The 12,199-nt window shown below is 71.3% G+C and carries 18 protein-coding genes; 17 read left to right on the forward strand and 1 reads right to left on the reverse strand.

The window, feature by feature from the left end; translation table 11 throughout:
• Positions 1 to 133 precede the first annotated feature (133 nt).
• Positions 134 to 949, reverse strand: coding sequence for a GntR family transcriptional regulator (locus ABT340_RS35635; RefSeq protein WP_352015309.1), 816 nt, complete (start codon positions 947 to 949; stop codon positions 134 to 136).
• 162 nt (positions 950 to 1,111) lie between these two features.
• Between ABT340_RS35635 and ABT340_RS35640 the strand changes: the two genes are divergently transcribed.
• The 17 genes from ABT340_RS35640 to ABT340_RS35720 all read left to right on the forward strand — a co-directional run bounded on the left by ABT340_RS35640 (position 1,112) and on the right by ABT340_RS35720 (position 12,089).
• Positions 1,112 to 1,303, forward strand: a complete 192-nt coding sequence (locus ABT340_RS35640; RefSeq protein WP_352015310.1) for a helix-turn-helix domain-containing protein — start codon at positions 1,112 to 1,114, stop codon at positions 1,301 to 1,303.
• A gap of 80 nt (positions 1,304 to 1,383) precedes the next feature.
• Positions 1,384 to 1,647: a hypothetical protein gene (locus ABT340_RS35645; RefSeq protein ID WP_352015311.1), complete on the forward strand. Its 264-nt coding sequence runs from the start codon at positions 1,384 to 1,386 to the stop codon at positions 1,645 to 1,647.
• Complete coding sequence (locus tag ABT340_RS35650) at positions 1,644 to 1,832, forward strand: hypothetical protein (RefSeq protein ID WP_352015312.1); 189 nt, start codon at positions 1,644 to 1,646, stop codon at positions 1,830 to 1,832. The genes ABT340_RS35645 and ABT340_RS35650 overlap by 4 nt, the downstream gene beginning before the upstream one ends.
• Positions 1,829 to 2,041, forward strand: coding sequence for a hypothetical protein (locus ABT340_RS35655; RefSeq protein WP_352015313.1), 213 nt, complete (start codon positions 1,829 to 1,831; stop codon positions 2,039 to 2,041). Before ABT340_RS35650 ends, ABT340_RS35655 begins: the two co-directional genes overlap by 4 nt.
• Positions 2,038 to 2,445: a RapZ C-terminal domain-containing protein gene (locus ABT340_RS35660; protein WP_352015314.1), complete on the forward strand. Its 408-nt coding sequence runs from the start codon at positions 2,038 to 2,040 to the stop codon at positions 2,443 to 2,445. The genes ABT340_RS35655 and ABT340_RS35660 overlap by 4 nt, the downstream gene beginning before the upstream one ends.
• A gap of 211 nt (positions 2,446 to 2,656) precedes the next feature.
• The gene (locus tag ABT340_RS35665) at positions 2,657 to 2,959 is read left to right on the forward strand and encodes an HU family DNA-binding protein (protein ID WP_352015315.1); all 303 of its coding nucleotides are present in this window, start codon (positions 2,657 to 2,659) and stop codon (positions 2,957 to 2,959) included.
• Between the two features lie 64 nt (positions 2,960 to 3,023).
• Positions 3,024 to 3,200 carry a hypothetical protein gene (locus ABT340_RS35670; protein WP_352015316.1) on the forward strand — a complete coding sequence of 59 codons (177 nt, stop codon included), beginning with the start codon at positions 3,024 to 3,026 and terminating at the stop codon, positions 3,198 to 3,200.
• 85 nt (positions 3,201 to 3,285) lie between these two features.
• Entirely contained in the window at positions 3,286 to 4,413 is a 1,128-nt protein-coding gene (locus tag ABT340_RS35675; protein ID WP_352015317.1) for a DUF2637 domain-containing protein, read from the forward strand.
• Complete coding sequence (locus ABT340_RS35680) at positions 4,413 to 4,874, forward strand: Pycsar system effector family protein (protein WP_352015318.1); 462 nt, start codon at positions 4,413 to 4,415, stop codon at positions 4,872 to 4,874. Before ABT340_RS35675 ends, ABT340_RS35680 begins: the two co-directional genes overlap by 1 nt.
• Complete coding sequence (locus ABT340_RS35685) at positions 4,874 to 5,350, forward strand: hypothetical protein (RefSeq protein WP_352015319.1); 477 nt, start codon at positions 4,874 to 4,876, stop codon at positions 5,348 to 5,350. The genes ABT340_RS35680 and ABT340_RS35685 overlap by 1 nt, the downstream gene beginning before the upstream one ends.
• 10 nt (positions 5,351 to 5,360) lie before the next feature.
• Positions 5,361 to 5,768, forward strand: a complete 408-nt coding sequence (locus ABT340_RS35690) for a hypothetical protein (protein WP_352015320.1) — start codon at positions 5,361 to 5,363, stop codon at positions 5,766 to 5,768.
• 294 nt (positions 5,769 to 6,062) lie between these two features.
• Positions 6,063 to 7,643, forward strand: a complete 1,581-nt coding sequence (locus tag ABT340_RS35695) for a hypothetical protein (RefSeq protein ID WP_352015321.1) — start codon at positions 6,063 to 6,065, stop codon at positions 7,641 to 7,643.
• Positions 7,644 to 7,652: 9 nt separating this feature from the next.
• The gene (locus ABT340_RS35700; protein ID WP_352015322.1) at positions 7,653 to 8,066 is read left to right on the forward strand and encodes a hypothetical protein; all 414 of its coding nucleotides are present in this window, start codon (positions 7,653 to 7,655) and stop codon (positions 8,064 to 8,066) included.
• A gap of 10 nt (positions 8,067 to 8,076) precedes the next feature.
• Positions 8,077 to 8,928, forward strand: coding sequence for a hypothetical protein (locus ABT340_RS35705; protein ID WP_352015323.1), 852 nt, complete (start codon positions 8,077 to 8,079; stop codon positions 8,926 to 8,928).
• Positions 8,925 to 10,379: a hypothetical protein gene (locus ABT340_RS35710; RefSeq protein WP_352015324.1), complete on the forward strand. Its 1,455-nt coding sequence runs from the start codon at positions 8,925 to 8,927 to the stop codon at positions 10,377 to 10,379. Before ABT340_RS35705 ends, ABT340_RS35710 begins: the two co-directional genes overlap by 4 nt.
• A gap of 147 nt (positions 10,380 to 10,526) precedes the next feature.
• Complete coding sequence (locus ABT340_RS35715) at positions 10,527 to 11,159, forward strand: recombinase family protein (RefSeq protein WP_352015325.1); 633 nt, start codon at positions 10,527 to 10,529, stop codon at positions 11,157 to 11,159.
• A gap of 339 nt (positions 11,160 to 11,498) precedes the next feature.
• Positions 11,499 to 12,089: a hypothetical protein gene (locus ABT340_RS35720; protein WP_352015326.1), complete on the forward strand. Its 591-nt coding sequence runs from the start codon at positions 11,499 to 11,501 to the stop codon at positions 12,087 to 12,089.
• Positions 12,090 to 12,199: the final 110 nt, after the last annotated feature.

Consider the following 12,199-nt stretch of genomic DNA (forward strand, 5'->3'; position numbering starts at 1 on the left):
GGACGTCGCCGCCTGGGTGGGCAGCACGGGTCACTCCCATGGTTCTCCTGGTAGGCAGGTAGTTCACAGGGCCGCTGACGTTGCAGTCATCAGGGCCCTGTCGAAGGGCGTTGGGCAGCGTCGCAGACGCGGATTACGGTTCCTTGCCGTGGTCTGGCCGTCCCCCTGGAGGGGACAACACCTCGTACCGCGCCGAAGCGTCCCGCTCCACCGTGGCCACGACTTCGATGCGATCGGCTGGGACGACCGTCATGGTCACCTCGACCGGCCGCTCTGTGCTCGCCGAGACGGCGACTCGGCAAATCTCCACCACCGGCAACTCGGCCGGAATCCCCAGCAGAGAAGCCTCCTCCTTGTCTGGTGTTCGTGCCCGGGTGATCTCCTGCCAGGCAAGCGGACCATGTCCCACTGCCTCAATCGCGTCCAAATAGCCGCCTGGCGCCCCCTGCTCGGCCACCTTGGGCGCCTCCGCAGCGACCTCCGGGTGAATCCAGGAGTCCGAAAGGCCAAACGGCGGCTCCCCCTCCGGCGAGGTGACTCGCCGGCGTCGCAACACGAGCGTTCCCGGAGCGACATCGAGGAGCTCTGCGGCGCGGGCCGGGATGGGCTCGAGGCTTCGGAACGGAGGGATGTGGTTGACCCAGACCTCACCAGGGGCGGTGGCGCCGAACGAGTATCCGGCAAGGCGTCGCCTGTACACACGGGGGACGCGCGAGACGCGACGGCGAGGTCTCTGCGCCAGGACGAAGGTGCCCCTGCGGGGAGTCGAGAGGAGTATCCCTTCGGCCTCCAGCTCATCGATTGCCCGAGAGATGGACCCCCGAGCCGCCTGGTACTCAGCGCTGAGCGCGATCGTCTTGGGGATCCTCTGGCCGGGTGGCCACTCCCCTTCGCGGATGCGTTTGCGCAGGTCGTCTGCTATCTCCCGGTATCGCTCCCTCGGGGCCATGTCTCCCTCTCTCTCCTGCCGCGCCTATTTGTTCAATCATATTGACAGCCCCCTCCCGTCGTGCAACATTCTTTTTGTTCAAACAAATCGCTCGACGCAGGCAGCTTCGCCTGACGACTCCTGTGTCCGATTCGTTCCGCCATGCCTGAAAGGAGGTCTCACATGCCCACAGTCCCGGAGCCGCTGCTCACGGTGAAAGAAGTTGCCGCCGTATACCGCGTCGCCCCGCGCACGATCCAGCGGTGGGCCAAGACCGGCGCACTCAAGGCGGTCCCCACGCCTGGCGGACGACTCCAAAGATTCCGCGCCGCCGACGTCGAAGGGCTACTGAACGACGATGCCCCTACCCCCTAAACGGGGCAGGCCCGCCTCGGCGACTGCAACGCCGGACGAGCCCTAAGCCACCCCAACCTGCCTACCAGGAAGGAAGACCTGTGGACCAGCGTACCGCGCTCATCTCCGCTTCCCGCAGCCATCAGCCGTGGTGCACCCACCACGCCGACGGCGGCCACCACACCGACCAACTCTGCCTCCGCCCCATCCCCACCCCCGTCGGCACCCTCCTCCTCAGCCACCGCGAGGACGACGGCACCCTCCTCGACCTCACCACCATCCCCAGCGAGATCACCCTCGCCCAGGCCGCGCAGGTTCGTGACGCGCTTGACGGGCTGCTCGCCGGTCTGGCGGTCGCCGCGTGAACGCCTCCCTCAACCGCCTCCGCAACGCGGGCAAGATCACCACCACCGCCATCGCCCAGCCCGGCGAACCGCAGAGCGTCCGCGACGCCTACGACGCCATGCTCGCCGCCGACCCCCGCTGCCAGCACGGCAAGCGATTCGGCATCTGCCGCGACCGCGCCTGCACGAAGGGCGGCAACCAGTGACCACCCTCCCCCCGGACTTCGACGTCAACGAGAAGACCCGCGCCCAGCTGATCGAGCACATCGACGAGTGCGACGAGTGCGGCAGCGACGACCCGCAGGAGCGGGAAAGCACCCGCGACGCCTCCCTCTCCGACGACGAGCTGAGGGACTACATCACGACGGCCCACGACGAGCGCTGGCTGGAGATCGCCGGAAGGGGGCAGCAGTGACCCCCGAGGTCGAAATCGTGAGCTTCGGCTACGGCCACGACGCCCCACCCCAGGCGGACCTGACATGGGACGTCCGCACCTCCCTCCGCGACCCCCACGTCGACCCCGCGATGCGGCAGATGACCGGCCTCGACAAGGCGGTCCAGGAGCACGTCCTTGCCACACGCGGCGCGATCTCCGGCGTCCGCGGCCTCGCCTCCGCCGCGCTCGGCCTGCGGGTTGCGCTCGACGCCCCCGACAGGCGACGGCCCGTGCAGATCGCCATCGGCTGCGTCGGCGGACGCCACCGCAGCGTCGCGCTCGCCGAGGCAGTGGCCGCCGTCCTCAGGCGAATCCACATCACCGCCGCCGTCACCCACCGGGACGTCCACCGCCCCCTGATCCAGAGGGAGGCAGCGCGATGACGCCCGCCGAGCGGCTCGCCGCCCTCATCACCGCCCAGAACGCCCTGGACAGCGCCATGATCCAGCAGCCCGCCACGCAGGACGACACCTCCGACGACGAGGCCGAGTAGCGCACTGTGCGGGTGCTCGCCCAGCCTCCCCCGGCTGGGCGGGTGCCCGGAGCAGACGCTCCCCGGACGCTCAAGCCTCCGGCCATCTCTGAGGAGAAGACATGAACAAGCGCGAGCTCATCTACACCGTCTCCGAGCACACCGGCGTCACCAAGGACGTCGTCGCCCAGGTCCTCGGCGGGATCCTCGATGCCGTGCAGCTGGCGACGGCCACCGGCGACAAGGTCGCCATCACCGGCTTCGGCTCGTTCGAGGCGGTGCACAAGCCCGCCCGCACCGCGAGGAACCCGCAGAACGGCGCCGAGATCAAGGTCGCCGAGTCCTGGGCGCCCAGATTCCGGCCGGGCTCCGACTTCAAGGACCTCGTCAAGGAGAGCCGCTCCACCGCCCTCGCCCCCGCCTGACCGCCTGTTGCGGGTCGCGCCCGGCCTAGCCGGCCGGGTGCGCCCGGACCTGAAAGGACCACCCATGAAAGACGTCATGCGCTGGAACACCCCCGGCACTGCCGAAGTCCGCTGGGAGCGGGACGGCATCGGAAGCGTGTACGGCCACTACGACTGCACGGGATGCGGAAGGGAGGGCGAATACGGCACGTACGGCAACGCCCAGTCCCACGCCCTCGACTGCCACGTCCTCCCGGACTGACCCGCCGGTCCGGGCCGCGACTTCACCGCGGCCCGGACCGCGTCTCCTCGACTCACCCGACCTACCGACCAGCAGGAGAACGATCATGGAGCACGCCGCGGACACCGCCGAGGCGACGCCCACCGAGCGCGCCGACGACCACGACACGCCCACCCTGGACCACCCCGCCGAGGCCGATCCGCGCCCCTCCCCCTGGGCGCGCCTGACCGGCCGGGCCCGCACCGCCGACCGCCCGGTCGAGCCCACCCGCCCGGCCCCCGGGCCGATCGCCGAACCCCTCCCCGAACCGTCGGCGCCTCCGGCCCGGACCACCTCCATCCCGGTGGTCCAGAACGCCACGGCCCGCCGGATCGCCATCGTGCTCGCCCTCCTCCTGGCGGCCGTGGTCGCCGTGGCGTTCCGCGGGTCCTGGACCGCGCACCGGGACGCCGCGACGGCTGCCCACTTCGACCCCACCGGCGCGTTCCTCTACCCGTTCGCCCCGGACGGTCTGATCGTCCTGGCCCTCGTCGGCGCTGTGGTGCTGCGCCACCAGCGGTGGCCGCGGGTCTACTGCCTGGGCGTGGTGACGCTGTTCACGGTCAGCAGCTACACCATCAACCACCTGCACGGACTCGGCTCGTTCGCCACGGTCCCGGGGACCGACGTCCTGGTGAAGGCCCTGCCGGGTGTGGTCGTCGGCCTGATCGCCGGCCAGTTGGTCGGCGCGATCGCGTTCGGCAGCCACATCCTGATGCACGTCTTCCGGCACCTGTTCCCTGAGGCGCTCGACGTCCAGACCGCCCCGGCGCCCGCTGCGGTCGTGGCCGCCGTACCGGTCGCCGCACCGCCCGCCGAGCGCCCTGGATCGCCCGCGATGTCCGATCCGCAGGCGGTCCAGGACACCAAGGCCGAGGAGACTGAGGAGGCCGCACGGCCCGAAGCTGACGGCCGCGAGCTCGCCCGCCTGATCTACGGGGCGTGCCTCGACGGCGGGGTGAAGCTGTCTCAGGCCAAGCTCGGCGAGCTCGCCCGGATCAGCAAGCGGCAGGCGGGCTACGTCCAGGTCGACGTCGAGACCGAGCGCGCCGAAGCGGCCCAGAGGGAAGCGGCCGAGCAGGAGGCCGCCGAAGTGATCGCGCAGCTGCGTGGGGAGATGCGCGGGGAGCCGCGGAAGGTTCTGGCCGTCAACGGATCGGCCACCGCGAGCGGTCCGGCGGGCGGTGAGGCGTGATGGACCTGCCCCAGGAGATCGCCACCGTACGGGCCGAACTCGGCCGCAGCGACACCAAGGCCACCGCCCTGCTGGGCCTGGCCGGAACCGCGGCCAGCGTGGTCGCCGGAACGGCCGCCTTCAGCGTGGCCCGGCTGCCGGGTGGTGCGCTGATCGCCCTGTGGACCATGGCCGCCCTGCTCGTGGGCTCCGTCTTGGTGCTGCTTGGCGCGATCCGCCCGTCCCTGCCCCGGCCCGGCGCCGGGCACGGATGGGTCGCCTACGCCTACAGCACCCCCGAGGCGCTGGCCGCCACCTCGACGGTCCAGCACATCCAGGACCGGCGTGCCGAGCTGGTGCTGCTGTCCCGGATCGCCCGCACCAAGTACGTCCTGCTGCGCTGGGCGGTGGACCTGCTGAGGACGGCCGTGGCCGCCGGGGTCCTCGCCGTGATCCTGGCCATCGCCGGAAAGGGGTTCTGATGAGTGAGAAGCAGTCCGGGTGGTCCGGGGAGATGCTGGACCGCCCCGAAGCGATGGAAGTGTTCGCCGGCCAGCTCCGTGGCCGCCTGGCGGAGTACGTGGACTACGTGGCTCGCATCCGTCGGGACGCCGAGGCGATGTGGCGGGCGAATCCGCCGGCTGAGTACGGCTCGTTCGAGGCGTGGTGGCGGCACCACCGGGTCACCGCGCCGTTCGCCCGACTCCAGGAGCACCTGGAGGAGGCGGTGAAGCTGACCTTCGAACTCGCGGCCCAGCACCGCAGGCAGCGGCACGAGATTCCCGCTGCTCGCGCTGAGGCCAGGCAGGCCGCCGCCCAGCAACAGGCGGCCCTCACCCGCGGTACGGCGCCCGCTCGGCGGCCGACGCCGAGGGCCGAACCTCGCGCCCCGGCTGCCGCCCCACAGTCCACCGACTTCATGGATCTGGTTCGTGAGCGCCGCGACCGGACGGCCTGAGAGGAGAGCAGTGACCTACCGAACGCTCGCACAAGCCAGCGTCGACGCCCGCGCCCGGCACTGGGCGGCCCGGCGTGAGCAGCACCTCACGCTGGGCCCGAAGGGCGTCGCCTTGGCGTGGGGCGACCAGGTGCGCGCCGTCGCCGCCGCCCAGGCCCGCCGCGGCGACCACAGCGGTTGGATCGCCCTTGCCAAGGCGCTGGAGGTGTTCTGCAGCCGGTTCAAGCCGGGCGATACCCGGCGGGCGGCCAGCCAGCTCCATCACTGGGAGTCACGGCTGGCCGCCCTGGCTGGCGCGCCCCCGAAGTCCATCGCGCTGGCGTGGTGGGACCGGGCCCGCGCCGTGGCCGGCGACCAGGACGGCGACGAGGGCTGGGCCGACCTGGCGCGGACGCTGCAGAACCTGCACGGCGGGTGATTCACATGTTCATGTTCATCATCGGCTCTGGCGGCCTCGCGCGCGCATTATGCGGACGCGCGGACGCGGACGCGCGCGGACGCACGCGCGCGCGAATCCCATATCGAGCGTCTGGCGTCAAGAGGAGAAGCCGTGTCTGACGACACCGAAAATGTGATCACTTTACGGCCCCGCGGCGCCTCGGCCCCTCCGCCTCTGCCGCCCTCGATGCCGCCCGCTCTCCGCCACGACCCCCCGACGTCCCCCGCAGCTCCGCCTACGGTCAGTGACGAAGAGGGGGACGTCGAGGTCGCCTTGCCGAGCCTGCCGGCGCCCACCGGCATGCGGCCCCCGCTGCCCGAGTTGCCCGCGCCGAGCAGGCCGCCTGCGCCCGTCGACGACGAGGGCCAGGGCGACGGAGACGGCGAGCTCGTTCTGCCGGAACCGGTTGACCCGAACGCCCCGACGATGCGGGAGACGCTCGCCGTCGCGGTCGCCCTGCTGACAGCCCTCGGAGTGGCCGCGGCCCGGGCCGTCTGGCAGCGCGCTCAGGAGCGCCAGGCCCGCACCGAGCGGGCCCGTGGCGGTGCGGGCAAGACGTCCGGGAGTGGGGACGGCGCCGGCTCCGGCGGTGGGCGGACGAGGAAGAACGGAGGAGGGTCGGGCAAGGGTTCGAGCCCGTCTCTCCTGCGCTCCCCGGGCGGCACCTCCCCGAAGAAGAAGCCCCCGGGCTCTGGTGGTCCGAAAGGGCGTGGCGGAGGCAGTAGGCCGCCTGGCGGCGGAAAGGGTCCCGGCGGGTCGCGGAAGGGGCGCCCCGATGGCAAGGGAGGACCGGGCAAGGCGGCCCCGAAGGCGGGGCGGGACGGTAAGCGGAAGGACGGGGGAACCCCGGGACGCAAGAAGGACGGCGCCGACAAGACCACGCCGGACAAGAAGCCCGCCAGCCCCCGAGGTCGCAAGCTGACCTGGAAGGCCCCGAAGAAGGGCGAAGAGGCGGCCGGCCGTAAGCGCTGGAAGCGCACCGGCAAGGACGACGACGGCAGCGGCGGCAAGAGCGGTTCGAAGGTCAAGCGGCGCCTCGGCGGCTGGTGGAAGCGCTGGAAGAACCGCGGCGCCGCACCCGACCCAGCTGTCGACCCGGTCGCTGAGGCGTCGCAGCCGACCGCGGACGAGGACGGCCAGGAGGCGGCGAAGCAGCAGGAGGAGGCGCGGCCAGAGGCGCCGGAGGAGGAACAGACGGAGGCCTCCCCGCCTCCTCCTCCGCCACCGCCTCCTCCAGGGCCCGGCGGCATGAGACCGCCACCCGGGGCGACCCAGGAGACGACGTGGACGGCCGAGCAGATCTTCCCGGACCCGCCGCCACCGCGGACCCCGGAGGCGGTCACCGGGGCGCCTCCGACGGGACGGCTCGCTCTGGGCCCTCCGGTCAACGTCGCAGACGACCCCGAACCGCCGCAGCCCGCGCAGCAGGAAGGACCACCCGTGAGCACACTCGCCAGGACGGCCCCGTACTCCTCCGGAGGGCAGGTGGACCTGACCGTCTACGACGTCATCGAGGCCGACGAGGACGCCGCCGCTGAGATCACCGACGGCGTCGCCGACGCCTTGGCCGCCGCGGACGGCTGCGAGCAGCTCAGGACCCGCCTGGAGGTCCTGCACGCGAAGATCCTCGACCTGAAGGTGCCCGGAAGTCTGAAGGGCCGGGTGCTGACCCTCATGGAGCAGGTCGACACGATCCGGGTCGCAGCGCAGTCCATCGCGTCCACTCTTCCCGCCGCGGCGGAGGCGATCTCCGTCGCAGGAGCGAACGCCGCAGCCCGGCACCGGCAGCTGGCCGACGTGACCCGCGACATGGGCCACGCCCGCCCCGCCGAGCGCGAATACCACGACGAGTAGGAGAACCCCATGGAACTGGAACGGAACGAGACCAGCACGACTGTTGGCGTGATGGATGTCGTGGCCTACGGCCTCGTCGTGGTCCAGCTCGCCCTGGCCGGAGCCAGGCTGCGCTCTCTGGGTGAGCAGGTGCGCTCCGCGTACTCGTACGTGGACGGGTGTAGCGCCACGGTCGATCGGCTGGCCGACCAGATGGCGGCCCTTGAGGTCGACGTCGACACGGTGGCCGAGCACCGGGAGGCCGCCGCCCTCATGCGGCGTGCCCTCGCTGACGCCGAGCGGATGGCCGCCACGGCCGAGGACCTCGCGATCGGCTTCACCGCCGCAGCTGCCGAACACGAGGCCGAATACGGGCCCGTCGCCGAGGCCGCCCGCACGATGCCGGTCCCGATGGCCAACGCCGCGTTCTACGGCAACCGCTGAGGAGATGACGATGCCTTCCCGACCCCTGTTGAAGGTGGACATCGAGGTCCCCGCGTGGCCTGCGGTGGACCGAGCGCGCTGGCATCTGGCCGCCCTGCAGGACGCCACTGGCCGGGCCGCGACCGTGGCCGGCGCCGGACTGGCCGGAGCCGGGCTACTGGCCGACCAGGCCGTCACCGTCCCCGGGCTCGTCGCGACCGCCGCGGCGACTCTGGCGGGCCTGGTGACCCTGCGGGCCTGGCGGCCCGTCGGGCACCAACGAGCCACCGCCAGCGTGCTGTACCTGATGCCTGGCGCGGGTCTGGCTGTTCTGCTGGTCGCCGAGCGGATCGTGCAGGGGCCGCACTGGGGTGAGGCGCTCGCGCTGGCCGCCTGGACGGTCTGGACGTGGGTGGTCCGCCCGGCCCAGCTCGCCCGCCGCATGCTCGCCCCGCTGCCCGCCCCGGTCGTCCTAGCCGACGAGGACGAGGTGGAGGAGCCGCTCGGCAGCCACCCCGCCGCCCGATGGTGGGCTACGAACGTCGCCCGCGAGGGTGGTCCGGCGGCCGGTACCGCCCTGGAGGGCATCGAGGTCACCGGGGAGCGGGCCATGCGGGCGATGATCCGCTCGACGACCCCGGGCACGCCGGTGCCGGACATCTCCATCCGGCACCTGTCGGCCCTGCTCGACCATCCCGAGGACGACATCGCGATCACGCAGGTGCCGGGCCGCGGCGCGGGAGTGCGGCGCCTGACCATCGGCAAGGCCGAGGCACAGACGGACCCGGCCACCGTGTGGGCCCAGCAGATCGCGCCCGTCGCCATGCCCGGCACGGTGCTGACCGGCATCCGCGTTGGCCGCCCCGGCGGAGGCGCCTCGTGAGCGCCGTGGCCGTCGCCGCTGACGAGGTAACCGAGCTGATGCTCGAAGTACCGAAAGGCCAGACCATCAGCTACGACCTGGCCAAGCTGTGCTCGGCCCTGGGCGTCGACGACCCGACCCGGGTGGCGGTCGAGACCGACGGCTCCCGGCGGGCACTGGTCACGATCTACCCCAGCAACCCACTCGCCGAAGTGCGCCCGGTGACCCGCCAGGACCTGGTGATGGACCGGCATGGCCGGATCGTCACCGGGCTCTACCACAACGGGCGGCCGGTCAAGAAGCGGCTCTACGACCCCTCCACCGGCAGCGCCCAAAGGTTCTTGCTGTTCGGCACCACCGGCGCAGGAAAGTCCCGCGCCCTGCAGATTGAGCTGGTCGCGGAGAAGGTCAACGGCATCGCGAGCTGGCTGGTCGACCTGAAGGAAGGCCAGTCGGTGCCTGAGGCGCGCGGCCAGGTCGACTTCTACGGCACCAGCCAGGAAGCGGCCATCTTGATGCTGCGGGCCGGGGTCGAGGTGGCCAAGGAGCGGATGCGCCGCTACAGCGCGGCCGGGCGCAACTCCTTCCTGCTGGGCGGCGGTGACCCGCTGCTGCACGTGCGGGTCGACGAGGCCAACCGGCTCCTGGAGAGGGGCGCGCCCTACCGGGACGAGGGAACCTACCTGATCAAAGAACTCGGGCGCACGGGCCGGAGCGTGGGCGTCGGCATTGGACTCGCCGCACAGGCATCCCACCTGGAGGAGCTCGGCGGCAGCGACACGCTCAGGGCCATGCTCAAGGAAGGCGAAATCACTCTGCTCAGGTGGAGCAGCAGCATGATGCGGCAGCTGGTCGGCGACGGCCTCCTGCCCGCTGGCGAACAGCTCGCCCCTATTCCCAAAACGCTGCGCGTGCGCACCCTCACCAGTCAGTTCGACGACTTCGACGACGAAGATGACGGGCCGGGCACCCAGGGCACCGGCTACCTGCTGTCAGGCCCGCGGCCCACCGCGATGATGCGCCACCTGCGCATCGGCTCCATCGCCCCGCTGCCGGGCCTGGACCCCGAGATCCTCGCCCTGTACGGACCCGAGGAGCCCACCCGCCTGGAGAAGGCGTCCTGGGGGGCAGCCGGTGAGGCGTACGCCTCCCGTCACGATTCGGCCGCCATGGCCGTGCTGTGCCAGGCCGTAGCGGAGGAGCAGCAGGGGGGCGCCGGCCAGGGTGCAGGAGGCGGTACGGCCGAAGGAGGAAGCGGGGGCGGCTCCGGCAAGTCGCGTCTCCTCGCGGACCGCATCATGGCGGCCCTGGCCGCAGCCGACGCCCCGATGGCCGCCGCCGACATCCTCGACGCCGTCAACACCGACGGAGGCCGGGAGGTCTCGAAGGGCGGGCTGCGCAACACCCTCGGAACTCTGGCCGACCGCGGCGACGTCGAGCGTCTGGACCGCGGCCTCTATGCCCCGGCCTGACCCTGTTGAGAATCGACCGTTTCCGAACAAGATCACTCCGGACGCTTGGGTGACCCCCTCAAGGCCGCGCAGGCGTCCGAGAAACCCGTTGAAAAATCTTGGTGGTCAACAAGGCCGCCACCACCCTTTTACCGACACGGAAGCGTGATGACCGCCACCGACGACCTCTTCGCCGCCGAACCCGCGGCCCGAACCGGCACCCTCGTCGGCTACGGCCGCGTGTCCACCCGGGACCAGATCCTCGACCGGCAGACTCGCGCCCTCGAAGAGGCGGGTTGCATTCGCGTGTTCACCGACAAGCTGTCCGGCAAGAACACCGACCGCCCCGAGCTCTCCGCCTGCCTCGACTACCTCCGACCCGGCGACACCCTCGTGGTGCTGGCCCTCGACCGGCTCTCTCGCTCGCTGCAGGACCTCATCACGATCGTGGCCGAGCTGCGCCGCCGCGAGATCGGCTTCCGCTCCCTGCACGAAGCGCTCGACACCACGACTCCGGGCGGGCGCCTGATCTTCCACGTCTTCGCCGCCCTCGCCGAGTTCATCCGCGAACTCATCGTAGAGGGCACCAACGAGGGCCTGGCCGCCGCCCGAGCCCGCGGCCAACGCCTCGGCCGGCCACCCGCGCTGACGCCCGAACAGGTCGAGCACGCGCGGCACCTGTTGACGAACCCGACCGCCACGGTGACGAGCATCGCGAAGCTGCTGGGCGTGTCCCGCTCGACGCTGTACAAGCACGTGCCGGAACTCCGGTCGACAGGCGCCCGAGAGCTGACCACCTGATAACCGCGATTATGCGGCGGCCCTCGCGATCTTGGAGGTGGCCTGTCACTGGGCCGCTGTCGCTCCTTCCATCCCCGCCTGCCCGTCCGGATTGTCAGACCTGACAAGAACAAGCAGTTTCCAGACAGTTTCCGCAGGTGGAGGGCGTAAAACCGCTTCGCCTTCCACACTGGACCCAGCCCCAGAAAGGACCGGAATGTATATCCATGCCCCCTGCGCTGCCGGGTGCGGCGCCGTCCACATCGACAGCAACACCGGCCTGTGCGAACAGTGCTGGGAAGAAGAGCGCCTCGCCGCCGGGCCAGACCTGCACGGCGATGAAGAAGAGGGGGAATGGTGGTGAAGCGACTGACCGTCGCCCCGGGCCTCACCCTCGACGAGGCGCTGTTCGAGGCCGCGGCCGAAGGCGTCGCCGCACACGCCCCCGAACTCGGCGCGCTCTCCTGGGAGCAGTTCACCGCCCCCTCCGGCTGGACGCTTGTCCCCGACGAGGAAACCGGCCGCGCCTACAAGGCCGAGCTGACGCTGCAGGAACACCCTCACCTTCTGCGCAGGATCAACGTCTGGTTCGAGGCGGACCTGCGCGGGAACGCCGCGCCGCGACCGCATTCTCACCCGTGGCCGTTCACCGCCCACGTCCTGCTCGGCGGGTACGACGAGGAGCGCTACGTCCGCAAGGGCTACGAAATCATCCAGGGCGCCGCCAGCCACCGCGCTGGAAGAGCCAACGTGCTGCACCGTGAGCTCTTCCACGAGGTCACCGAGATCCACGAGCCCGGCCGGACCCTCACCCTGATGGTGGCGGACGCCCCCGGAGTTCGCGGAGGGTGGGGCTACCTGAGCCCGGACACCGGCGCCTACATCGCGGCCCCACCGCCATCCGAGGCCTTCCTCGCCGCACTGAGGGAGCTCAACCCCCACCGCCCCTGACTGCCTGAACGAGCAGTGCCCCCGCCTCCAACACGGAGGGCGGGGGCACTGCTTTTTGCAAGGCTTGCGCTGGTAGAAATCAGTACACGTCCGGAAAACCGGAACGAGCG

Origin of the sequence: Streptosporangium sp. NPDC000239, assembly GCF_040300765.1 — a bacterium.
Lineage (GTDB): Bacteria > Actinomycetota > Actinomycetes > Streptosporangiales > Streptosporangiaceae > Streptosporangium.